General features: G+C 63.6%; 23 protein-coding genes. 13 read left to right on the plus strand and 10 right to left on the minus strand.

The features are described 5' to 3' along the window. Positions 1-183 precede the first annotated feature (183 nt). Positions 184-1,677, minus strand: a complete 1,494-nt coding sequence (locus tag FFS12_RS08650; protein WP_137886474.1) for an aldehyde dehydrogenase — start codon at positions 1,675-1,677, stop codon at positions 184-186. A gap of 232 nt (positions 1,678-1,909) precedes the next feature. On the opposite strand from FFS12_RS08650, the gene FFS12_RS08655 reads away from it, so the two are divergent. Next, the gene (locus FFS12_RS08655; RefSeq protein WP_137886475.1) at positions 1,910-3,262 is read left to right on the plus strand and encodes an aspartate aminotransferase family protein; all 1,353 of its coding nucleotides are present in this window, start codon (positions 1,910-1,912) and stop codon (positions 3,260-3,262) included. 14 nt (positions 3,263-3,276) lie between these two features. Further along, the gene (locus FFS12_RS08660; protein ID WP_137886476.1) at positions 3,277-3,642 is read left to right on the plus strand and encodes a cupin domain-containing protein; all 366 of its coding nucleotides are present in this window, start codon (positions 3,277-3,279) and stop codon (positions 3,640-3,642) included. 155 nt (positions 3,643-3,797) lie between these two features. On the opposite strand, the gene rpmG is transcribed toward FFS12_RS08660, so the two are convergent. The 3 genes from rpmG to radC all read right to left on the minus strand — a co-directional run bounded on the left by rpmG (position 3,798) and on the right by radC (position 5,244). Further along, complete coding sequence (rpmG, locus tag FFS12_RS08665) at positions 3,798-3,953, minus strand: 50S ribosomal protein L33 (RefSeq protein WP_108095062.1); 156 nt, start codon at positions 3,951-3,953, stop codon at positions 3,798-3,800. Between the two features lie 10 nt (positions 3,954-3,963). Beyond that, positions 3,964-4,200 carry a 50S ribosomal protein L28 gene (gene rpmB / locus FFS12_RS08670; RefSeq protein ID WP_084303647.1) on the minus strand — a complete coding sequence of 79 codons (237 nt, stop codon included), beginning with the start codon at positions 4,198-4,200 and terminating at the stop codon, positions 3,964-3,966. 369 nt (positions 4,201-4,569) lie between these two features. After that, positions 4,570-5,244 (minus strand): DNA repair protein RadC, encoded by a 675-nt coding sequence (radC, locus tag FFS12_RS08675; protein WP_137886477.1) that lies wholly within the window; start codon positions 5,242-5,244, stop codon positions 4,570-4,572. A gap of 137 nt (positions 5,245-5,381) precedes the next feature. Between radC and coaBC the strand changes: the two genes are divergently transcribed. The 4 genes from coaBC to argB all read left to right on the plus strand — a co-directional run bounded on the left by coaBC (position 5,382) and on the right by argB (position 10,687). Further along, positions 5,382-6,590, plus strand: a complete 1,209-nt coding sequence (gene coaBC, locus FFS12_RS08680; protein WP_137886478.1) for a bifunctional phosphopantothenoylcysteine decarboxylase/phosphopantothenate--cysteine ligase CoaBC — start codon at positions 5,382-5,384, stop codon at positions 6,588-6,590. Between the two features lie 31 nt (positions 6,591-6,621). Next, positions 6,622-7,077 carry a dUTP diphosphatase gene (gene dut / locus FFS12_RS08685; protein WP_137886479.1) on the plus strand — a complete coding sequence of 152 codons (456 nt, stop codon included), beginning with the start codon at positions 6,622-6,624 and terminating at the stop codon, positions 7,075-7,077. Positions 7,078-8,333: 1,256 nt separating this feature from the next. Further along, a complete protein-coding gene (gene algC, locus FFS12_RS20025) occupies positions 8,334-9,731 on the plus strand; it encodes a phosphomannomutase/phosphoglucomutase (RefSeq protein WP_218568968.1) in 1,398 nt (465 codons plus the stop codon). Positions 9,732-9,781: 50 nt separating this feature from the next. Then, complete coding sequence (gene argB / locus FFS12_RS08695; RefSeq protein ID WP_137886481.1) at positions 9,782-10,687, plus strand: acetylglutamate kinase; 906 nt, start codon at positions 9,782-9,784, stop codon at positions 10,685-10,687. 80 nt (positions 10,688-10,767) lie between these two features. Here the strand turns inward: argB and FFS12_RS08700 are convergent, their stop codons facing one another. Continuing rightward, the gene (locus FFS12_RS08700; RefSeq protein WP_137886482.1) at positions 10,768-11,361 is read right to left on the minus strand and encodes a DUF4124 domain-containing protein; all 594 of its coding nucleotides are present in this window, start codon (positions 11,359-11,361) and stop codon (positions 10,768-10,770) included. A 230-nt stretch (positions 11,362-11,591) separates the two neighbouring features. Beyond that, a complete protein-coding gene (gene pyrE / locus FFS12_RS08705) occupies positions 11,592-12,233 on the minus strand; it encodes an orotate phosphoribosyltransferase (protein ID WP_137886483.1) in 642 nt (213 codons plus the stop codon). A 93-nt stretch (positions 12,234-12,326) separates the two neighbouring features. On the opposite strand from pyrE, the gene FFS12_RS08710 reads away from it, so the two are divergent. After that, positions 12,327-13,106, plus strand: coding sequence for an exodeoxyribonuclease III (locus tag FFS12_RS08710; protein WP_137886484.1), 780 nt, complete (start codon positions 12,327-12,329; stop codon positions 13,104-13,106). 148 nt (positions 13,107-13,254) lie between these two features. Here the strand turns inward: FFS12_RS08710 and FFS12_RS08715 are convergent, their stop codons facing one another. Both FFS12_RS08715 and rph read right to left on the minus strand, forming a co-directional pair. Then, entirely contained in the window at positions 13,255-13,623 is a 369-nt protein-coding gene (locus FFS12_RS08715; RefSeq protein WP_137886485.1) for a DUF4870 domain-containing protein, read from the minus strand. A gap of 27 nt (positions 13,624-13,650) precedes the next feature. Further along, positions 13,651-14,373 (minus strand): ribonuclease PH, encoded by a 723-nt coding sequence (gene rph / locus FFS12_RS08720; RefSeq protein WP_137819056.1) that lies wholly within the window; start codon positions 14,371-14,373, stop codon positions 13,651-13,653. 142 nt (positions 14,374-14,515) lie between these two features. Between rph and FFS12_RS08725 the strand changes: the two genes are divergently transcribed. The 6 genes from FFS12_RS08725 to FFS12_RS08750 all read left to right on the plus strand — a co-directional run bounded on the left by FFS12_RS08725 (position 14,516) and on the right by FFS12_RS08750 (position 19,811). Further along, positions 14,516-15,379 (plus strand): YicC/YloC family endoribonuclease, encoded by an 864-nt coding sequence (locus FFS12_RS08725; protein ID WP_137886486.1) that lies wholly within the window; start codon positions 14,516-14,518, stop codon positions 15,377-15,379. Positions 15,380-15,391: 12 nt separating this feature from the next. Beyond that, entirely contained in the window at positions 15,392-16,012 is a 621-nt protein-coding gene (gene gmk, locus FFS12_RS08730) for a guanylate kinase (protein ID WP_137886487.1), read from the plus strand. A gap of 123 nt (positions 16,013-16,135) precedes the next feature. Further along, on the plus strand, positions 16,136-16,399 hold the full coding sequence (rpoZ, locus tag FFS12_RS08735) for a DNA-directed RNA polymerase subunit omega (RefSeq protein WP_137819059.1): 264 nt from the start codon (positions 16,136-16,138) through the stop codon (positions 16,397-16,399). Between the two features lie 57 nt (positions 16,400-16,456). Next, the gene (gene spoT, locus FFS12_RS08740) at positions 16,457-18,565 is read left to right on the plus strand and encodes a bifunctional GTP diphosphokinase/guanosine-3',5'-bis pyrophosphate 3'-pyrophosphohydrolase (protein WP_137886488.1); all 2,109 of its coding nucleotides are present in this window, start codon (positions 16,457-16,459) and stop codon (positions 18,563-18,565) included. Between the two features lie 72 nt (positions 18,566-18,637). Continuing rightward, positions 18,638-19,018, plus strand: a complete 381-nt coding sequence (locus FFS12_RS08745; RefSeq protein WP_137886489.1) for a RidA family protein — start codon at positions 18,638-18,640, stop codon at positions 19,016-19,018. Positions 19,019-19,073: 55 nt separating this feature from the next. After that, on the plus strand, positions 19,074-19,811 hold the full coding sequence (locus FFS12_RS08750; RefSeq protein ID WP_137886490.1) for a hypothetical protein: 738 nt from the start codon (positions 19,074-19,076) through the stop codon (positions 19,809-19,811). A gap of 104 nt (positions 19,812-19,915) precedes the next feature. On the opposite strand, the gene FFS12_RS08755 is transcribed toward FFS12_RS08750, so the two are convergent. Next, complete coding sequence (locus FFS12_RS08755; RefSeq protein WP_137886491.1) at positions 19,916-20,542, minus strand: LysE family translocator; 627 nt, start codon at positions 20,540-20,542, stop codon at positions 19,916-19,918. A gap of 65 nt (positions 20,543-20,607) precedes the next feature. Then, positions 20,608-21,408: an AraC family transcriptional regulator gene (locus FFS12_RS08760; protein WP_137886492.1), complete on the minus strand. Its 801-nt coding sequence runs from the start codon at positions 21,406-21,408 to the stop codon at positions 20,608-20,610. Positions 21,409-21,436: the final 28 nt, after the last annotated feature.

Genomic DNA, 21,436 nt, shown 5'->3' on the forward strand with positions numbered 1-21,436 from the left:
CTCCCCCGGTTGCAATGCAACGCGGCCGGGCTCCCGAGGGAGCCCGGCCGCGTAATTTATTAACCGTAGGGCGTACTCGCCGAAGGCAGTACGCCGCTGCTTGGTGGGCTGTCGCACCATCGAGCCCGCGGTTTGGCGGACTGTCGTTCCTCCGAGTCCGCCCTACGGTTCAGGATCAGCCGCTTACAGCTTGATCCAGGTGGCTTTCAGTTCGGTGTACTTGTCGAAGGCGTGCAGCGACTTGTCGCGGCCGTTGCCCGACTGCTTGAAGCCGCCGAAGGGCGCGGTCATGTCGCCGGCGTCGTACTGGTTGACCCACATGCTGCCGACGCGCAGGGCCTTGGCCGCCAGGTGCGCCTTGGACAGGTTGCTGGTCCAGATCGCCGCGGCCAGGCCGTAGATGCTGTCGTTGGCGATACGGATGGCTTCCTCGGTGCTGTCGAACGGAATCACCGTCAGCACCGGGCCGAAGATCTCTTCCTGGGCGATGCGCATGGCGTTGTGCGCCTCGTCGAAGATGGTCGGCTCGACATAGACCCCGCCGGTCTCCTCCAGGGTGCGCTTGCCGCCACACAGCAGCTTGGCGCTGTCGGCACGGCCGGCGTCGATATAGGCCAGCACGCTATTCAGGTGCTGGGCATCGACCAGCGCGCCGACCTTGGTCGCCGGGTCCAGCGCGTGGCCGGCCTTCCAGCCCTGCATGGCCTCCAGCAGCAGCGGCATGAACTGCGCCTTGACCGAACGCTCGACCAGCAGGCGCGAGCCGGCGGTGCACATCTCGCCCTGGTTGAAACAGATCGCCGCGGCGGCTGCTTCGGCGGCCGCCTTGAGGTCCGGGGCATCGGCGCAGACGATGTTGGCACTCTTGCCACCAGCTTCCAGCCAGACGCGCTTCATGTTCGATTCGCCGGCATAGATCATCAGCTGCTTGGCGATCTTGGTCGACCCGGTGAACACCAGGGTGTCGACGTCCATATGCAGCGCCAGCGCCTTGCCGACGGTATGGCCATAGCCCGGCAGGACGTTCAGCACACCGGCCGGAATACCGGCCTCGATGGCCAGCTGGGCCATGCGGATGGCGGTCAGCGGCGACTTCTCGGACGGCTTGACGATCACCGAGTTGCCGGTGGCCAGCGCCGGGCCGAGCTTCCAGCAGGTCATGATCAGCGGGAAGTTCCACGGCACGATGGCCGCGACCACGCCTACCGCCTCACGGGTCACCAGGCCCAGCTCGTCGTGCGGGGTGGCGGCCACTTCGTCGTAGATCTTGTCGACCGCCTCGCCACTCCAGCGGATCGCCCGCGACGCACCTGGCACGTCGACGCCCAGCGCATCGCCGATCGGCTTGCCCATGTCCAGGGTTTCCAGCAGGGCCAGCTCTTCGGCATGCGCGTCCAGCAGATCGGCGAAGCGGATCATGGCTTGCTTGCGCTTGGCCGGCGCCAGGCGCGACCACAGGCCAGACTCGAAGGTGGCGCGGGCGTCGGCCACCGCACGCTCGGCATCGGCCAGATCGCAGCTGGCGACCTGGCCCAGCAAACGCCCATCGACCGGGCTGATGCAGTCGAAGGTGGCGCCGGAGACGGCGGCGGTGTATTCGCCGTGGATAAAAGCGCGGCCTTCAATCACCAGGGCCTGGGCCCGTTGCTCCCAGTCGGCGCGAGTCAGAGTAGTCATGCGAGCGTCCTCATTATTAGTAGAAGAGTGCGGCGTGCTCGACGCGCGCACTGTCAAAAATTCTGCAAGGCCAGGTGCTGGCCCATCATGCCGGCAACACTAAACCAGCGGGCCCCAGCTTTTCAATATTTTTTACATATCGGCAGAAAACACCCTTGTCATGTTCGTTTTATTAAACATAGACTGCAACGCAACCCTGTATAGATCTCTCCCCGCTCGCCCGGATGCCCCAATGACGACCGACAATACGCCGCAACTGAGCAGAAAAACCAACACCCTCGACGATTTCTGGATGCCTTTCACCGCCAACCGCCAGTTCAAAGCCAAGCCGCGCTTGCTGGAAAGTGCCGAAGGCATGTATTTCACCGCCAGCGACGGCCGCCAGGTGCTGGATGGCACCGCCGGGCTCTGGTGCTGCAACGCCGGCCACGGCCGCCGGGAAATCACCGAGGCGGTGAGCAAGCAGATTGCCAAGCTGGATTTCGCCCCGACCTTCCAGATGGGCCACCCGCTGCCCTTCGAGTTGGCCGAGCGGCTGGCGGCCATCGCGCCGGCGGGGCTGAATAAACTCTTCTTCACCAACTCCGGCTCGGAGTCGGCGGACACCGCCCTGAAGATCGCCCTGGCCTACCAGCGCGCGATCGGCCAAGGCACCCGCACCCGTTTGATCGGCCGCGAACTGGGCTATCACGGCGTCGGTTTCGGCGGCCTCTCGGTCGGCGGCATGGTCAACAACCGCAAAGCCTTCTCGGCCGCGCTGCTGCCGGGCGTCGACCACCTGCCACATACCCTGGACATCCAGCGCAACGCCTTCAGCCGCGGCCTGCCGGAACACGGTGTGGAAAAAGCCGACGAGCTGGAACGCCTGGTGACCCTGCACGGCGCGGAAAACATCGCCGCGGTGATAGTCGAGCCGATGTCCGGCTCCGCCGGCGTGGTGCTGCCGCCGCTTGGCTACCTCAAACGGCTGCGCGAGATCACCCGCAAACACGGCATCCTGTTGATCTTCGATGAAGTCATCACCGGTTTCGGCCGGGTCGGCGAGGCCTTCGCCGCGCAGCGCTGGGGCGTCACCCCGGACATCCTCACGACCGCCAAGGGCCTGACCAACGGCGCGATTCCAATGGGCGCGGTGTTCGTCCATGAAGACCTCTACCAGGCCTTTATGAGCGGCCCGCAGAGCGCCATCGAATTCTTCCACGGCTACACCTACTCCGGCCACCCGGTGGCCTGCGCCGCGGCCCTGGCGACCCTGGACATCTACCAGCGCGAGCAGCTGTTCCAACGCAGCATCGAGCTGGAAGGCTACTGGCAGGACGCGCTGCTCAGCCTGCGGGATCTGCCCAACGTGATCGACATCCGCGCCATCGGCCTGGTCGGCGGCGTGCAGCTGGCGCCGAATGCCGAAGGCGCCGGCAAGCGCGGCTACCAGGTGTTCGAGCAGTGCTTCCAGGACGACCTGCTGGTGCGCGTGACCGGCGATATCGTGGCCATGTCGCCGCCGCTGATTATCGAGAAAGCGCAGGTCGACACCCTGGTCGACAAGCTCGCCAGCTCGATCCGCAAGGCCAGCCAAGCCCTCTGAATCTGGAAAAGCCCATGAACATCACACAAATCGTCGACTTCGCCCACGCCAGCACCGCACCTGCGCATTACCGCCCGGCACCGGAAAAGATCCTCAAAGGCGACCCCGAGCAAAGCGTGCGCAATCACTACGCCAGCCCTTGCAGCCAGTTCAACGCCGGCACCTGGGAAGGCGCGGTCGGCCAGTGGACGGTGAATTACAGCGAGCACGAATACTGCGAAATCCTCCAAGGCGTCTCCGTGCTGCGCGATGCCGAGGGCAACGCCAAGACGTTACGGGCGGGCGACCGCTTCGTCATTCCGGCCGGCTTCGCCGGCACCTGGGAAGTGCTGGAAGCCTGCCGCAAGGTCTACGTGCTCTTCGAGCAAGCGTCGAGCTGATCCCAGCCAGTCTTCATGCGTGACCTGTTCGCCCGCTCTCCAGCGGGCTTTTTTATGCCGCGAGCAAAACCCCGCCAGCGCGCCCGACCCGGACTAAATCGCCGGCAAGAAAAAGCCCGCCAAGGGGCGGGCTTTTTCGGCAAGGGCCGGATCAATTACTTGATCTTGGCTTCCTTGTAGATCACGTGCTGACGCACAACCGGATCGAATTTTTTGATTTCGATTTTGTCCGGGGTGGTGCGCTTGTTCTTGTCGGTGGTGTAGAAGTGGCCAGTACCGGCGCTCGACACCAAACGGATTAGTTCACGCATGATTAGCTCCTTAAACCTTTTCGCCGCGGCTGCGGATTTCGGCCAGCACAACATCAATGCCGCGCTTGTCGATGATACGCATGCCTTTGGCAGTTACGCGCAGACGCACGAAGCGCTTCTCGGACTCGACCCAGAAGCGGTGATGCTGCAGGTTCGGCAGGAAACGGCGACGGGTTTTGTTGTTCGCGTGGGAAATGTTATTCCCGGTTACCGGACCCTTACCGGTAACTTGACAGACTCTCGACATACCTCAGCCCTCTAAAACCACATGCCCAACCCGGCATGGGTTGGCCGCTTAAACTCAAAGTCATTTGGCGCTCGGCGCCACGTTTCTTCAGGGTCTTACCGGCCACACCTACAAGCGAAGGAACCGGGCCCCTAGAAAAGAGCGCTGCTTTATACCAGAAAGCCCCCCAGGCAACAAGGATAACTGCGCTTTTCCACAAGCCCGACAGCCCGCGCCCGCGCTGCAACCGGCAGCGCCACGGGCAGCGCAGGCCCCGACCGCTCGTCACTCCAACTGTATTGCCCTAGGCTCTGTTGACATAAGCGCGCCAGCCCTGCGACAAGACGGCCCCGTCCCTTCGGGTTGCGTGCCAAAGCCGCGCTATCCGCCCTACAGCCAACCGTATTCGGCCAGCGACAGCGGCTCACCGTCGCCAACGATAAAGTGATCGAGCACCCGCACATCCACCAGTGCCAGCGCCTCCTGGAGACGCTGGGTCAGCACCCGGTCAGCTTGACTGGGCTCGGCGACGCCGGAGGGATGATTGTGGCAGAGGATCAAGGCCGCGGCGTTATGGGCCAGGGCGCGCTTGACCACCTGCCGCGGGTAGACGCTGGCGCTGTCGATGGAGCCCTGGAACAGCGCCTCGAACGCCAGCACCCGATGCTTGGAGTCGAGAAACAGGCAGCCGAACACCTCATGGGGCTCATGCCGCAACAGCGCTTTCAAGTAGTCGCGCACCGCCTGCGGGCTCTCCAAGGCCGAATCGCGGCGCAGGCGCTCGGCCAGATGCCGGCGTGCCATCTCCAAGACCGCCTGCAACTGAGCGAATTTGGCCGGCCCCAGCCCGAGGTGCTGGCTGAAACTCGCCTGATCCGCCTCCAATAGCGGCCGTAGCCCGCCGAAGGATGCGAGCAAGTGCCGCGCCAGATCCACCGCGCTCTTGCCGGTGACCCCGGTGCGCAGAAAAATGGCCAGCAGTTCGGCGTCCGTCAGGGTCGCCGCCCCCTGGTCCAGCAGCTTCTCTCGCGGGCGTTCTGCCGCGGGCCAATCGCGAATGCTCATAGCACCTCCATGTCGAGCGGGGCCCGCTGTTCCAGTGCGGGCGCTGTGCTATCTTAGCCCAAATTTTTTGCGCGGCGATTGGCCAGGGGCGGCGGCGTCGCCGCTGCGCACCTCCACTCTCTAGATAAGGCAGGCCTATGCAGCGGCTGTATCGGAAACGCATCGTCCTCGGCGTGGGTGGCGGCATTGCCGCGTACAAGAGCGCCGAACTGGTTCGCCGCCTGCGCGACCAAGGTGCGGAAGTCCGCGTGGTGATGACCCAGGGCGGCCGTGAATTCATTACCCCGCTGACCCTGCAGGCGCTGTCCGGCCATCCGGTCCACCTCGACCTGCTCGACCCGGCTGCCGAAGCCGCCATGGGCCATATCGAACTGGCCAAGTGGGCCGACCTGATCCTGATCGCCCCCGCCACCGCCGACCTGATGGCCCGCCTGGCGCAAGGCATCGCCAACGACCTGCTGACCACCCTGGTGCTGGCCACCGACGCCCCGGTCGCCCTGGCTCCGGCGATGAACCAGGCGATGTGGCGCGACCCCGCGACCCAGGCTAACAGCACGATACTCACCGAACGCGGCCTGCACCTATTCGGCCCGGCCGCCGGTAGCCAAGCCTGCGGCGACGTGGGCCTGGGCCGCATGCTCGAAGCCGATGAGCTGGCGCAATGCGCCGCCGATTGCTTCAAGCGCAGCAGCCTGACCGGCCGGCATGTGCTGATCACCGCCGGGCCGACCCAGGAAAACATCGACCCGGTGCGCTACATCACCAACCACAGCTCCGGCAAGATGGGCTTCGCCCTGGCCGAAGCCGCCGCCGAAGCAGGCGCCAAGGTGACACTGATCAGCGGCCCGGTGCATCTGCCGACGCCTGAGCGGGTCAACCGGATCGACGTGGTCAGCGCCCGCGACATGCTGGCCGCCTGTGAGGCCGCGATGCCCTGCGACCTACTGATCGCCGCCGCCGCGGTGGCCGACTACCGCCCGGAAGTGGTGGCCCAGCACAAGCTGAAGAAAGACCCGACCAGCGGCGACGGCCTGCTCCTGCAGATGGTCCGTAACCCGGACATTCTGGCAACCCTCGCGCAGCGCGCCGATCGCCCGTTCAGTGTCGGCTTTGCTGCCGAGACCGAGAAGCTGCTCGACTATGCGGCGCGCAAGCTGAAAGACAAAAACCTCGACCTGATCGTCGCCAACGATGTCGCCAACCCGAGCATCGGCTTCAACAGCGAAGAGAACGCGATCACCATCATCGATCGCGAACTGCAGCAAAATAGCCTCGCCCAGACCAGCAAGGGCAAGATTGCCCGGCAACTGATCGCCTTTATCGCCGAGCGCCTGAACCGGGCCTAAGGCTCGCACCCGATCACTCACAGAGCCTGACATGCACGCACTGCAAGCCAAGATTCTCGACCCTCGCATCGGCCGCGACTTCCCGCTGCCACAGTACGCCACCCCAGGTTCTGCCGGCCTCGATCTGCGCGCCATGCTGCCCCAAGACCGCGTGCTCGAGCCCGGTCAAACCCTGCTGATCCCCACCGGCCTGTCGATCTATATCGGCGACCCAGGCCTGGCCGCCTTGATCCTGCCACGCTCGGGCCTCGGCCATAAACACGGCATCGTGCTCGGCAACCTGGTCGGCCTGATCGACTCGGATTATCAGGGCGAACTGATGGTGTCCTGCTGGAATCGCGGGCAGACGGCCTTCACCATCGCCGTCGGCGAGCGCATCGCACAGCTGATCCTGGTGCCGGTGGTACAGGCGCACTTCGAGCTGGTCGAACAATTCGATGAAAGCCAGCGCGGTGCCGGCGGCTTCGGCCACTCCGGCAGCCACTGAAGTGCCTGACTGCATTTCAGGATGAATCGCCGAGGAGACGCCCCGTGAAACTCTTCCAGCGCACCGCCCAGGACGCCGACAACCTGACCCGGCCCAGCGCACCGCCCGCGGCCAGCACCAGCCAGGAGCACGGCCTGCCGACGCTATTCCCAGGCCTGGGCGCCGCGCTGGTCGGCCTGCTCGCGGCCGCGGCAGTGCTTTGGTTTGGTCTGCTCAACAACGCCCAGCAGCAAGCACAGGCGCAACTCGGCCAGACCTGGGGAGGCAACCAAGCCGCCGCCTTGCAGCAAGCGCTGCACCAGTTGAGTGCCGACACCCAGGCCGCCGCGCACAATCCGCAACTGCTCCAGGCCCTGCAGAGCCAAGACAGCGCACAGTTGCAGACCGCCGAGCGCAGCCTCGGTTACTGGGACGCCGTGGTCGACGCGCACCTCAACCTACCCGGCCAAGCCACCCAGAACGCCAGCCGCGCCGCGCCAATGAACTTTGCCGCCCTGGATCTGCTGCGGCGGGTCGAAGGCGGCCAGTCCCCAGCGCCGGAGGCCTACAAGATCGGCCAGCGCTGGCTGGTCTACAGCGCCACGCCGCTGCGCTTGGCCGACAGCCAACCGCTACAAGGCACCCTGTTGCTGGTGGTCGACCTGCAGCGCTTGCTGGCCGCGCTGCCACCCTTGCCGGCAGGCATTGGCCAACTGCAACTGACCCAACAATTCGGCAACGGCCCCGCGCAACTGTTGGCACAACTTGGCCACGCCCCCCAGGGCAGCGCGCTGGCGTTTAGCAGCGGCAACCCCAACTGGAAACTCGACTTCATTCCCGGCCCGGCCCTGACTCAATCCGCCTTCTCTGCGCTACCCTTGCTCTTGGCCGCGCTACTGGCGCTGGGCGGCGCGCTGTTCGGCCTACTCCTGCTGCACAACGCCATGCAGATCCGTCTGCGCCGAGATGCCGAGCAACTGGGTCAACTGGTGCAAGAACTCTCCGCCGGAAAAGCCGTCAAAGCCTTCAGCCTGCGCTTGCCCGCACTCAATGCCCTGGCGCAGAACCTCGCTCGCCTGCCACGCCGGCAAAGCGAGCCCGCAACTGAACATGGCGACAATCCAGCGAGCACCGCCCCCGGCGGCGCAGCTCGCCCGGCCCCGCGCGCGGCCAAACCGGCGGAGCCGATCGATCCACTGTTTCAAGACACCGATATTTTCGATATCGACATCCTCGACGAAGACCAGGATCTCCTGGGATTGGAGCAAGCCTCAGCTATGAGCAACACCCCGCACACCGCACCCAACTTGCCCGCCAGCATTTTCCGCGCCTATGACATCCGCGGCGTGGTCGGCGATACCCTGACCCCGGAAACCGCCTATTGGGTCGGCCGCGCCGTTGGTTCCGAGAGCATTGCCTGCGGCGAGCCAAATGTTTCCGTCGGCCGCGACGGCCGCCTGTCTGGCCCCGAGCTGGTGCAATCGCTGATCCAAGGGCTGGTCGAATGCGGTTGCCAGGTCAGCGACATCGGCATGGTGCCGACCCCGGCGCTGTATTACGCCGCCAACGTCTTGGCCGGCAAATCCGGCGTGATGCTCACCGGCAGCCACAACCCGCCGGATTACAACGGCTTCAAGATAGTCGTCGCCGGCGACACCCTGGCCAACGAACAGATCCAGGCCCTGCGCCAGCGCATCGAAACCAATGACCTGGTCAGCGGCCTGGGCAGTGTCGAGCAGGTCGAAATCCTTGAGCGCTACTTCAAGCAGATCCGCGATGACATCGCCCTGGCCAAACCGCTGAAGGTGGTGGTCGACTGCGGCAACGGCGCCGCCGGCGTGATCGCCCCGCAGCTGATCGAAGCGCTGGGCTGCAGCGTGATTCCGTTGTTCTGCGAGGTCGACGGCAACTTTCCCAACCATCACCCGGACCCGGGCAAGCCGGAAAACCTGGTGGATCTGATCGCCAAGGTCAAGGAAGAGAACGCCGACCTCGGCCTGGCCTTCGACGGTGACGGCGACCGCGTCGGCGTGGTGACCAACACCGGCACCATCGTCTACCCCGACCGCCTGATGATGCTGTTCGCCAAGGACGTGGTGTCGCGCAACCCCGGCGCCGACATCATCTTCGACGTCAAATGCACCCGCCGCCTGGGCACGCTGATCAGCGGTTACGGCGGCCGCCCGGTGATGTGGAAAACCGGTCACTCGCTGATCAAGAAGAAGATGAAGGAAACCGGCGCCCTGCTGGCCGGCGAGATGAGCGGGCATATCTTCTTCAAGGAGCGCTGGTTCGGCTTCGACGACGGCATCTACAGCGCCGCCCGCCTGCTGGAAATCCTCAGCCAGGACAAGCGCGACGCCGAGCAGGTGTTCGCCGCCTTCCCCAGCGACCTCTCCACGCCGGAAATCAACATCACGGTCACCGAGGAGAGCAAGTTCAGCATCATCGACGCGCTGCAGCGTGATGGGCATTGGGGTGAAGGCAGCATCACCACCCTCGATGGCGTGCGCGTCGACTACCCCAAAGGCTGGGGCCTGGTCCGCGCCTCCAACACCACGCCGGTGCTGGTGCTGCGCTTCGAAGCCGATAGCACCGAGGAACTCCAGCGCATTCAGGAAGTGTTCCGCGCCCAGCTGTACTCCGTTGCCCCCGCCCTCAACCTACCCTTCTGATCGCCTGGCCGGTCTGCTGGACCGGCCATCCTGTTTTATTGGAGCCCCGCATGACCCTCGACCGTGATGCCGCCACCAACGTTGCCAAGGTGCTGTCCGAGGCACTGCCCTACATCCGTCGCTTTGTCGGCAAGACCCTGGTGATCAAGTACGGCGGCAACGCCATGGAAAGCGACGAGCTGAAAACCGGCTTCGCCCGCGACATCGTGCTGATGAAGGCGGTGGGCATCAACCCGGTGGTGGTGCATGGCGGCGGCCCGCAGATCGGCGACCTGCTCAAACGCTTGAGCATCGAGAGCCACTTTATCGACGGTATGCGGGTCACCGACAGCCAGACCATGGACGTGGTGGAGATGGTGCTCGGCGGCCAGGTCAACAAAGACATAGTCAACCTGATCAACCGCCACGGCGGCAGCGCCATCGGCCTGACCGGCAAGGACGCCGAGCTGATCCGTGCGAAGAAGCTCACCGTCAGCCGCCAGACCCCGGAGATGACCCAACCGGAAATCATCGATATCGGCCATGTCGGCGAAGTCGTCGGGGTGAATACCGACCTGCTGAACATGCTGGTCAAGGGCGACTTCATTCCGGTCATCGCGCCAATCGGCGTCGGCGCCAATGGCGAGTCCTACAACATCAACGCCGACCTGGTCGCCGGCAAAGTGGCGGAAGCGCTGAAGGCCGAGAAGCTGATGTTGCTGACCAATATCGCCGGGCTGCTGGACAAGCAGGGCCAGGTCCTCACCGGCCTGTCGACCACCCAGGTCGACGCACTGATCGCCGATGGCACCATCTACGGCGGTATGCTGCCGAAGATCCGCTGCGCCCTCGAGGCCGTGCAAGGCGGGGTGACCAGCGCGCATATCATCGACGGTCGCGTGCCGAATGCCGTGCTGCTGGAGATCTTCACCGACAGCGGCGTCGGCACCCTGATCTGCAATCGCAAGCACCACTGAGAGAACCCTGCTGCGCTCTGACCTCCGCCTCGAGCACCCACTGCGGGTGCGCTGGGCGGAGGTCGACCGGAGAGTGCCCGTTAGCGGCGAGTACCGATCAACTCGAGCAAGCGCGCCCGATCCGCCGCAAAGCTGGTCTCGGCCTGCTTGCGGCCCGCCTGATAACGCAGGATGTCCTTCTGCAGCCCTGCCTGTTCGGCTTTCAGGTTGTCGATCTGCGCGACCAAATGTTCGGGAGCTTGGCGCCCTGCCCGCTCCTGATCGGCCGCCTGGCTCTGCAAGTTCGCCTGCTGCGTACGCAGCGACTGCAAGTTGCCCTGCGCCGCGCTGATCACGCCATCCAACTCGGCAAGCTTGCGGGCCTGGGCTCGATCGACATCATCCACCGTGGAGTACAAGCGCAGTAACTGGGCATCGGAGCTAGCCCGCGCCTTATCCGCGAGCTGACGCTGCATTTCCTCGGCGCTCGGTGCCGGCGGAATCACCTTGACCACCCGGCCCTGATCGTTAAGCACCTCGTAGCCTTTACTGATGTACTCCGGCGGCACGCCCAGGCGATCCAGCACCGTGACGCCCTTGGCGTCTACGTAACGGTACAGCTCCGTCGCCCCAGCCAAAGCCGGCAACAGCAAGCCGAACAACAACGTAAAGCGAATTGCCCCCGACTTGACCATGCAGACAACACCCTATCGTGATTAGGACTTAGAACCTGTTCAAGCTCGTCGCGAGCGCAGGTCAGGGCCGCACCCGTTCCCTACGGGTAGCGACATTCCCCACATCCATGTGGGTCACAACGCGTAACGAGTCAAACAGGCGAGGAAGCAGAGTTTACAAGTGGTAAATGAGCATTCCGAGCCTGTTTTCAACGCAGCATGACCAAGCGCAGCAGATATTGAACAGGTTATTAGATTCCGTACTGCGCGCGGTAGGCCTGCACCGCCGGCAGATGCTGCTTCAGCTCGGCATCACCGGCCAGGTATTCCAGCACCTGCTCCAGTGAAACTATGCTCACCACCGGCATGCCGAAGTCACGCTCGACCTCCTGGATCGCCGACAGCTCGCCCTGACCGCGCTCCTGACGATTCAGCGCGATCAGCACACCGGCCGCTTGCGCGCCCTGCCCATGAATAATCTGCATCACTTCGCGGATCGCCGTACCGGCGGTGATCACATCGTCGATGATCAGCACCCGCCCGGCCAGCGGCGCGCCGACCAGCGTGCCGCCTTCGCCATGGTCTTTGGCTTCCTTGCGGTTGAAGCACCAGGGTAGGTCGCGCTGATGCTGCTCGGCCAAGGCCACCGCGGTGGTTGCGGCTAACGGAATGCCTTTGTAGGCGGGCCCAAACAGCACATCGAAGGCAATCCCGCTCTCCACCAGCGCCGCAGCATAGAAGCGCCCCAGCTGGGCCAAGGCCAAACCGCTGTTAAATAAGCCGGCATTGAAGAAGTACGGACTGGTACGCCCCGACTTGAGGGTGAACTCACCGAAGCGCAGCACGCCGCGCTCGATGGCAAAACGAATGAACTCGCGCTGGTACGCCTGCATAAAAAAGCCCCGAACGGCACGGATTTAGCTGTGGGTTTAGCTAATGAGGGTGAGCTCGGGTATCATACACGCACGTGTTTTTGGGGGCCATTTATGCGGATCATCAGTGTGAACGTGAATGGTATTCAGGCTGCAGTCGAGCGCGGTTTGCTCAGTTGGCTGCAGGCTCAGAATGCCGACGTCATCTGCCTGCAGGACACCCGTGCCTCCGCCTTTGAACTGGACGACCCAGCCCTCCAACTGGATGGCTATTTCCTCTATGCCTGCGATGCCGAAGTGCCCGACCAAGGTGGTGTGGCACTCTATTCGCGGTTACAACCCAAGGCGGTGATCAGCGGACTCGGTTTCGAGACAGCCGATCGCTACGGGCGCTACCTGCAGGCCGATTTCGACAAAGTGAGTATCGCCACCCTGCTGCTGCCTTCCGGGCAGAGCGGTGACGAGAACTTGAACCAAAAATTCAAGTTTATGGACGACTTCACCCACTATTTGGACAAGCAACGTCGCAAGCGCCGCGAGTACATCTACTGCGGCTCACTCTACGTTGCCCATCAGAAGCTGGATGTGAAGAACTGGCGCGACTGCCAGCAGGAGCCGGGCTTTCTCGCGCCGGAACGGGCGTGGATGGACGAAGTCGTCGGCACCATGGGCTACGTCGATGCGCTGCGCGAAGTGAGCCGCGAAGGCGAGCAATTCAGTTGGTGGCCGAACAGCGAGCAGGCCGAGATGCTCAACCTAGGCTACCGCTTCGACTACCAGTTGCTGACACCCGGCCTGCGCCGCTTTGTCCGCGGCGCCCGGCTACCACGCCAGCCGCGCTTCTCCCAGCATGCTGCGCTGATTGTCGACTATGACTGGACGCTGAGCGTCTAACCCGAAAGACGCCCAGGGTGTAGGGCGGCCTCGCCGCGAAGCGGCAGCCTGCCAGGGCAATGGCGTACTGCTGCGCGAGTACGCACTACGCCTGGTTCTTGCCTACAAAAAGCCGGCGCTGAGCCGGCTTTTTGTTGTCTGCGCGAACTTACTTCAGCAAGCGCCAGCAGAACGGGTAGCGGTAGGCCTGACCTTCGTTGGCCTTGATCCCGGCGATGATGGTCAGCACCAGCGCACCGATGCTGAGCAACCCCAGCAAGGCGAAACCGATCACCACCAACATCAGCAGAATGCACACCAACGCCGCCAGCGCCACGGTGATCTGGAAGTTCAGCGCCTCCTTGCCCTGGGCATCGACAAAAGGATCGAGATCCTTCTTGATCTGCCAGACGATCAGCGGCCCCAGTAGATTGCCGAAGGGAAACACCAAGCCGAGAAAAGCCGCGAAGTGGCAGAACATCGCCCACTGGCGCACCTCTTGGCTGGGTGTCGGCACCGGGGTCTGGATCTCGTTCATGCTGTTCCTCCTTGGATAGCTGGGCAATTAGTCGGCCAGCGCCGCACGCTGCAACTCGAACAACTCGCTCATGCCTTTCTGCGCCAGCGCCAGCATGGCATTCAGCTCGGCCGGCTGGAAAGGTGAGCCTTCCGCGGTGCCCTGCACCTCGATAAAACCACCATCACTGGTCATCACCACATTCAGATCGGTCTCGGCCGCGGAGTCTTCCAGGTAGTCCAGATCCAGCACCGGCTCACCCTGATACATACCGACGGAGACGGCCGCAATCATCTGCTTCAGCGGATCGCCAGCTTTCAAGCCACCGCGCTTCTTGATGACTTTCAGCGCATCGACCAACGCGACCATGGCGCCGGTGATCGACGCGGTACGCGTACCACCGTCTGCCTGGATCACGTCGCAGTCGACATACAGGGTGTTCTCACCCAGCTTGGACATATCCAGTGCGGCGCGCAGTGACCGGCCGATCAGGCGCTGGATCTCCAGGGTCCGCCCGCCTTGCTTACCACGGCTGGCTTCACGCTGATTACGCTCGCCGGTGGCGCGCGGCAACATGCCGTACTCGGCGGTCAACCAACCTTGGCCCTGCCCCTTGAGAAAGCGCGGGACTCCCGACTCGACGCTGACCGTGCAGATCACTTTGGTGTCACCGAACTCCACCAGCACCGAACCCTCGGCGTGCTTGGTGTAGTTACGGGTGATGCGGATCGAGCGCAACTGATCGGCGGCACGGCCACTGGGACGTTTCATTTGGAAATACCTATTCGGGACGGAAATCTGCTCGGCATTATAGGGCCGCACAGGCGGGGCGACACGCCAAATTGGGAGCTACCGACGCACTGCGCTACAATCCTGCGCCTTTCGTACCCTCTTATTCTCGCGAGGTCACCCCATGGTGCACAGCATGACCGCCTTCGCCCGTGTCGAACGGGCCAGTGCCAACGGCACGCTGAGCTGGGAACTGCGTTCGGTCAACCATCGCTACCTGGAACCGCAGCTGCGCCTGCCAGAGTCTTTCCGCGACCTCGAAGGCGCGGTGCGCGAAGCCCTGCGCCAGGGCCTGTCGCGCGGCAAAGTAGAATGCACCCTGCGCTTTGCCGAAGACACCGCCGGCAAAGCGCTGCAGGTGGATCGCGAGCGCGCGGCTCAGTTGGTCGCCGCCGCAGAAAGCGTGGCCAGCCTGATCAAACAACCGGCACCGCTCAATCCGCTGGAAGTCCTGGCCTGGCCCGGCGTGCTAGTCGCCGATGCCGCCGACCCGCAGGCCCTCAACAGTGCCGCCCTGGAGCTGTTCACCGAGGCCCTGAGCGAGCTGAAAAATGGCCGCGCGCGGGAAGGCGCCGAATTGGCCAAGCTGCTGAACGAGCGCCTGGACAACATCACCGAGGAAGTCAGCGCCCTGCGCGAGCTGATCCCGCAGATGCTCGTCGCACAACGGCAAAAAATCCTCGACCGCTGCGCCGAGATGCAGGCCGAGCTGGATCCGCAGCGCCTGGAGCAAGAGCTGGTGCTGCTGGCGCAAAAAAGTGATGTCGCCGAAGAGCTGGATCGCCTGAGCACCCACGTCACCGAGGTGCGGCGCGTGCTGAAAGCCGGCGGCGCGGCGGGCCGGCGCCTGGATTTCCTCATGCAGGAACTCAACCGCGAGGCCAACACCCTCGGCTCCAAGGCCTTCGATACACGCAGCACGCAGGCGGCGGTGAACCTCAAGGTGCTGATCGAGCAAATGCGCGAACAAGTACAGAACATCGAGTAAGGCGAACCCGACATGCACGCCACCCCCGGCACCCTCTATATCGTTTCCGCGCCCTCCGGCGCCGGCAAGACCAGCCTGGTCAAGGCCCTGATCGACGCCCAGACGCAGATTCGCGTCTCCGTGTCGCACACCACCCGCGACATGCGGCCGGGTGAAACGGATGGGCTCAACTATCACTTCGTCAGTCGCGACAGCTTTTTGCAAATGCTCGAGCGCAACGAGTTCCTCGAGCACGCGGAAGTCTTCGGCAACCTCTACGGCACCTCGCAGCGCTGGCTGGAGAAGACCCTCGCCGAAGGCTTCGACCTGATTCTGGAAATCGACTGGCAGGGCGCGCAGCAAGTCCGCAAGCTGATGCCGCAAGCCCGGTCGATCTTCATCCTGCCGCCCTCGCAAGAAGCGTTACGCCAGCGTCTGAACAACCGCGGCCAGGACAGCGATGCGATCATCGAGCAGCGCATGCGTGAAGCGGTCAGCGAAATGAGCCACTATGTCGAGTATGACTATCTGGTGATCAATGATGACTTCGCCACGGCGCTGGACGATCTGAAGGCGATTTTCCGCGCCAGTCGGTTGCAGCAACTGCAGCAACAGCAACGCTTCAGCGATCTGCTCAGCCAGTTGCTCGCCTAGCCGGAACGAGGCGCCGAAAAAATCTGCGCTTCCCTAAAGGCTGGTTATTTTTTAGACTATTCAGTCCGCTCGCCCATCTGGGCACAGTTTTTCGCTCTTATATACGTCGCTACGAGGAATACCATGGCTCGCGTTACCGTTGAAGATTGCCTGGACAACGTCGATAACCGCTTCGAGCTGGTCATGCTCGCCACCAAGCGCTCCCGCCAACTGGCTACCGGTGGCAAAGAGCCGAAGGTCGCCTGGGAAAACGACAAGCCGACCGTGGTCGCCCTGCGCGAAATCGCGGCCGGCCTGATCGATTACAACGTGATCGCCGAGGAAGAAATGGTCGAAGACGAACCGCTGTTCGGTTCTTTTGAGGACGAGGCCAACGAGGCCCTGTAAGCCTATGCCTGGTCGAAGTCACGCGGCGCGGGAACCCAGCCGGCAAGGAGCACAGCCTTGCCGAGCATAGACGCCCTCGCCGATCGGCTTTCGACCTACCTCGGCGCCGAGCAGGTCAATCTGGTCCGGCGCGCCTACTTCTACGCCGAACAAGCCCACGACGGCCAACGCCGCCGTAGCGGAGAAGCCTACGTCACCCATCCCCTGGCGGTGGCGAATATCCTCGCCGACATGCACATGGATCATCAGAGCCTGATGGCCGCGATGCTGCATGACGTGATCGAAGACACCGGCATCGCCAAGGAAGCGCTGACTGCGCAATTCGGCGAAACCGTCGCCGAACTGGTCGACGGGGTCAGCAAGCTGACCCAGATGAACTTCGAGACCAAGGCCGAGGCGCAAGCGGAAAATTTCCAGAAGATGGCCATGGCCATGGCCCGTGATATCCGCGTGATCCTGGTCAAGCTGGCCGACCGCCTGCACAACATGCGCACCCTGGAAGTGTTGGCCGGCGAAAAACGCCGACGCATCGCCAAGGAAACCCTGGAAATCTACGCGCCGATCGCCAACCGGCTGGGCATGCACAGCATGCGCGTGGAATTCGAGGAACTGGGTTTCAAGGCCATGCACCCGATGCGTTCCGAGCGCATTCGCCAGGCGGTCAAACGCGCCCGCGGCAACCGCAAGGAAATCGTCAACAAGATCGAAGAGTCGCTGACCCATTGCCTAGCCCGGGAAGGCATGGAAGGCGAGGTACTGGGCCGCGAGAAACATCTGTACGGCATCTACCAGAAGATGCGCGGCAAACGTCGGGCGTTCAACGAGATCATGGACGTTTACGCCTTCCGCATCATAGTCGACAAGGTCGATACCTGTTACCGCGTACTCGGCGCCGTGCACAATCTGTACAAGCCGCTGCCGGGGCGCTTCAAAGATTACATCGCGATTCCCAAGGCCAACGGCTACCAGTCGCTGCACACCACGCTGTTCGGCATGCACGGCGTGCCCATCGAGATCCAGATCCGCACCCGCGAGATGGAAGAGATGGCCAACAACGGCATCGCCGCCCATTGGCTGTATAAATCCAACGAAGAAGACCAGCCCAAGGGCACCCACGCCCGCGCTCGCCAGTGGGTCAAGGGCGTGCTGGAGATGCAGCAACGCGCCGGCAACTCCCTGGAGTTCATCGAGAGCGTGAAGATCGACCTGTTCCCCGACGAGGTCTATGTCTTCACGCCCAAGGGCCGGATCATGGAGATGCCGAAAGGCTCGACCGCGGTCGACTTCGCCTATGCCGTACATACCGACGTCGGTAATGCCTGCATCGCCTGCCGGATCAACCGGCGCCTGGCGCCCTTGTCCGAGCCGCTGCAAAGTGGCGCCACGGTGGAGATCGTCACCGCCCCGGGTGCGCGGCCGAACCCGGCCTGGCTGAACTTCGTGGTCAGCGGCAAGGCCCGTACGCACATCCGCCATGCGCTGAAACTGCAGCGCCGCTCGGAGTCGATCAGCCTCGGCGAGCGCCTGTTGAACAAGGTCCTGGCCGGTTTTAACAGCCATCTGGACAAACTTCCGGCCGAACGGGTGCAGGCGGTGCTCGGCGAATATCGCCTGGAGCTTATCGAAGACCTGCTGGAAGACATTGGCCTGGGCAACCGCATGGCCTATGTGGTCGCCCGCCGCTTACTGGCCAGCGAGGGCGAACAACTGCCGAGCGCCGAAGGCCCACTGGCGATTCGCGGCACCGAAGGCCTGGTGCTGAGCTACGCCAAATGCTGCACGCCGATCCCCGGCGACCCGATCGTCGGCCACCTGTCCGCGGGCAAAGGCATGGTGGTGCACCTGGACAACTGCAAGAACATCAGCGAAATTCGCCACAATCCGGAAAAGTGCATTCAACTGTCCTGGGCCAAGGATGTGGTCGGCGAGTTCAACGTCGAGCTGCGCATCGAACTGGAACACCAGCGCGGCCTGATCGCCCTGCTGGCCAGCAGCGTCAACGCCGCCGACGGCAATATCGAAAAAATCAGCATGGACGAGCGCGATGGCCGCATCAGCGTGGTTCAGTTGGTCGTTAGCGTGCACGACCGCATCCACTTGGCCCGCGTGATCAAGAAGCTGCGCGCCCTGAAAGGGGTGGTGCACATCTCCCGCGTGCGCGCCTAGGGCAGATTCAACGGCGCCTAACGCTTGGCGTTAGCCGCCCCCAGCTAGAACAAAACCCTCAAGGAGTTTTTCATGAGCAAGAGCGTCATCACTTCCGAGCAGGCACCTGCCGCTATCGGCACCTACTCCCAGGCGATCAAGGCCGGCAACACCGTCTACATGTCCGGGCAGATCCCGCTCGACCCGAAGACCATGGAGCTGGTGGACGGCTTCGAAGCGCAAACCGTGCAGGTGTTCGAGAACCTTAAAGCCGTGGCCGAAGCCGCGGGTGGCTCGTTCAAAGACATCGTCAAACTGAACATCTTCCTCACCGACCTGTCGCACTTCGCCAAGGTCAACGAGGTCATGGGCCGCTACTTCCAGCAGCCCTACCCGGCGCGTGCCGCCATCGGCGTAGCCGCGCTGCCGCGCGGCGCCCAGGTGGAAATGGACGCTATTCTCGTCATCGAGTAAGCCGCTGACGGGGCGCCCGCCGCCCCGTTCTCCCGCCCCAGGAAAGGAATCCATCATGCGCAACGCGCTCGCCCTGTTACTGCTGGCAACCTGGCTGAGCGGTTGCACCAGTCAAGCCAACCGCGACCCTAGCGGAATCTGGATCAACCAGGCCGCGATCGATGCCGCGGCGCAAGGGGGCAACCTGCGCGAAGCCCTGCTGGCCTACGGCCCCAATCTGGAATGGCGTATCGACGGCCCCCGCCAGTTGGCGACCTTCAGCAACGGCTTCGAGCTGGGTGAAGGCCAATTGGTCGCCGAGCCGGAGGCGCGCTGGCGGGTGGATTTCTACGGCGATTACCACGAGCAGTTGCGCCTGAAAGGCGATCAGCTGCTGCAGGAAGAAAGCGAGTCGGGCCCCGAACAACGCTTTGCCCGCCCGCCAGTCCAGGTGGCGGCGGATGCCCCGCCCGGCAGCAGCTTCGAACAAACCCTCTACGCGGCCTACCTCGGCGGCACCTGGACGATCGAACAAGGTCCCGGCACAGGCGGCTTGGTGCAGTTCCACCCGGACGGCAAAATCGAGGGCTTACCCGGTGCGCAACGTTACGCGCTATGTCTGGCCGGCGACTGCGCCGCCATGAGCGGCGAGCACGACAGCCTCTGGCTGCAACTCGGCGAACAGGGCAATAGCTGGATCTTCAAGCGCGACGGCGAGCAACTGGAAATCTTCGAAGCACTCAACCGCGCCCAGATTGACGAGATGCCGGACTATGCGCCGGGCAAATTACGCTGGTTGCTGGAGCGCGACTGAAGGGTCTCGCTATAGCCACTGAGTTTGGAACAGACCGCGCTCGCCTTGCCTGACCCTTAGCTCGCGAGAGCTTGAACAGGCTCTAAAGCTACTAGAAGCCTCCGCTAGGACAGCGATAGGGCGCCGAGCAGCAGGTAGCCGCCCAATATCAGCAACAACCCGCCGCAGAGCCGATCCAGCTGCCCCACCCGCCGCTGTAGCCAGCTCCGCCAGCGCGGTTGGCTGAGCAAGCGCACCAGGGCCAGATCCCAACCCAGCACCAGCGTGCCCATCCACAGCATGCACAGTGCCAGACCCCAACCCGGCATGGCCGCTTCACGCAGCACGCCGAACAACCCCGCATAAAAGATCGGCAGCTTGGGATTCAAGCTGCTGGCCAACAGGCCCTGAGCCAAGCCGACCCGCCAGCGACCGAGCAGCTCCAGCCCGGGCTCCGGCAACGCCAGCTGGCGATGCCCGCTGAACGCCTGCAGGCCAAGCCCGACGAAGTAGGCGCCACCGCAGCCCTGCAACAGCCGCCAAACCCAGCCCCCTTCGACCGGCAGCAGGCTCAGCGCCAACCACACCATCAGCATGCTGGACAGATTGGCCAGGGCGATGCCCGCCGCACAACCATCCGCTTGCCGCCGCCCCTGCAGCAAGGCCGTGCGCAGCAGCAGAAAGAAATCCGGCCCCGGTGACAACAAGGCCGCGAAATGAGTGCTGGCAACCAACAGAAATAGCGTAACCATGACCGCCTCCAATGAATCCGGCGGCCAGTCTGTCGCGCCATCGGCGCAGCGGTCTTGGAGAAAACTCAGGTGCGCGCGGCAGCGCGAAAACGTCCGGGCGTCACTCCGGTAAAGCGTTTGAAGGTCCCGCAGAAATGCGCCTGGTCGTAGAAACCCAACTGCAGCGCCAGCTCGGCCAGCTCGACCTCACCCAGCAGCAGGCGCTTAGCCTCGCGGACCCGGCGTTGCAGCAGATAGGTATGCGGCGGCACCCCATAGACGCGGCGGAAGGCCTCGATCAGATGCCGTGGGTGGCGCTCGCTCAGGGTCGCTAAGTGCTCCAGGCTGACCGCCTCGCGGTAATGCGCTTCCAGATAATCGCGCAGCCGCGCCGTGCTACCGCCATCGCGCGGCGCCGCAGGCAACGGGCGCAATCCTCCGTGGCGGACGAACACCAGCTCCAACAGCGCCAGCAACTGGCTCTCCAGAACCAATGCGTCCGACCGCTCGAACTCAACCGCCAGCCGCGCCAGGGCCGCTGCCACAGCACCGTCATCCGCCGGATTGAGTTGATGGAAGCCGCGCGGCAAACGCTTGCGGCCGAGCAACGTCGGCAGCCGCGCCTCTTCGACATAGAGCATGTGATAGATCAGCCGTGGCGACTCGGCGTGCCCAGTGTGCGGCTCTTGCGGATTCATCAGCGACAGCGTGCCGGCCGGCAATGCATGCCGGGCACCCTGGCACTGGTAACCGCCGACTCCCTGCAAAATCGCACCGATCGCAAACGCGTCATGGCTGTGACGGCCAAACGGCTGCCCGGAGAAGTCCGCCTGGAACAGCTCCACGCCCGATAACCACGGCTGCACCAGCAGGCGATTGGCATTCATGCTCAGGCTCTGTTGGCATATATGAGCG

Origin of the sequence: Pseudomonas sp. 2FE (assembly GCF_005503735.1) — a bacterium.
Lineage (GTDB): Bacteria > Pseudomonadota > Gammaproteobacteria > Pseudomonadales > Pseudomonadaceae > Aquipseudomonas.

Excerpts from the sequence above, each read along its gene's own strand:
- FFS12_RS08650 (WP_137886474.1), bottom strand. The coding sequence starts at position 1,677 with ATGACTACTCTGACTCGCGCCGACTGGGAGCAACGGGCCCAGGCCCTG.
- FFS12_RS08655 (WP_137886475.1), top strand. The coding sequence starts at position 1,910 with ATGACGACCGACAATACGCCGCAACTGAGCAGAAAAACCAACACCCTC.
- FFS12_RS08660 (WP_137886476.1), top strand. The coding sequence starts at position 3,277 with ATGAACATCACACAAATCGTCGACTTCGCCCACGCCAGCACCGCACCT.
- rpmG (WP_108095062.1), bottom strand. The coding sequence starts at position 3,953 with ATGCGTGAACTAATCCGTTTGGTGTCGAGCGCCGGTACTGGCCACTTC.
- rpmB (WP_084303647.1), bottom strand. The coding sequence starts at position 4,200 with ATGTCGAGAGTCTGTCAAGTTACCGGTAAGGGTCCGGTAACCGGGAAT.
- radC (WP_137886477.1), bottom strand. The coding sequence starts at position 5,244 with ATGAGCATTCGCGATTGGCCCGCGGCAGAACGCCCGCGAGAGAAGCTG.
- coaBC (WP_137886478.1), top strand. The coding sequence starts at position 5,382 with ATGCAGCGGCTGTATCGGAAACGCATCGTCCTCGGCGTGGGTGGCGGC.
- dut (WP_137886479.1), top strand. The coding sequence starts at position 6,622 with ATGCACGCACTGCAAGCCAAGATTCTCGACCCTCGCATCGGCCGCGAC.
- algC (WP_218568968.1), top strand. The coding sequence starts at position 8,334 with ATGAGCAACACCCCGCACACCGCACCCAACTTGCCCGCCAGCATTTTC.
- argB (WP_137886481.1), top strand. The coding sequence starts at position 9,782 with ATGACCCTCGACCGTGATGCCGCCACCAACGTTGCCAAGGTGCTGTCC.
- FFS12_RS08700 (WP_137886482.1), bottom strand. The coding sequence starts at position 11,361 with ATGGTCAAGTCGGGGGCAATTCGCTTTACGTTGTTGTTCGGCTTGCTG.
- pyrE (WP_137886483.1), bottom strand. The coding sequence starts at position 12,233 with ATGCAGGCGTACCAGCGCGAGTTCATTCGTTTTGCCATCGAGCGCGGC.
- FFS12_RS08710 (WP_137886484.1), top strand. The coding sequence starts at position 12,327 with ATGCGGATCATCAGTGTGAACGTGAATGGTATTCAGGCTGCAGTCGAG.
- FFS12_RS08715 (WP_137886485.1), bottom strand. The coding sequence starts at position 13,623 with ATGAACGAGATCCAGACCCCGGTGCCGACACCCAGCCAAGAGGTGCGC.
- rph (WP_137819056.1), bottom strand. The coding sequence starts at position 14,373 with ATGAAACGTCCCAGTGGCCGTGCCGCCGATCAGTTGCGCTCGATCCGC.
- FFS12_RS08725 (WP_137886486.1), top strand. The coding sequence starts at position 14,516 with ATGGTGCACAGCATGACCGCCTTCGCCCGTGTCGAACGGGCCAGTGCC.
- gmk (WP_137886487.1), top strand. The coding sequence starts at position 15,392 with ATGCACGCCACCCCCGGCACCCTCTATATCGTTTCCGCGCCCTCCGGC.
- rpoZ (WP_137819059.1), top strand. The coding sequence starts at position 16,136 with ATGGCTCGCGTTACCGTTGAAGATTGCCTGGACAACGTCGATAACCGC.
- FFS12_RS08745 (WP_137886489.1), top strand. The coding sequence starts at position 18,638 with ATGAGCAAGAGCGTCATCACTTCCGAGCAGGCACCTGCCGCTATCGGC.
- FFS12_RS08750 (WP_137886490.1), top strand. The coding sequence starts at position 19,074 with ATGCGCAACGCGCTCGCCCTGTTACTGCTGGCAACCTGGCTGAGCGGT.
- FFS12_RS08755 (WP_137886491.1), bottom strand. The coding sequence starts at position 20,542 with ATGGTTACGCTATTTCTGTTGGTTGCCAGCACTCATTTCGCGGCCTTG.
- FFS12_RS08760 (WP_137886492.1), bottom strand. The coding sequence starts at position 21,408 with ATGAATGCCAATCGCCTGCTGGTGCAGCCGTGGTTATCGGGCGTGGAG.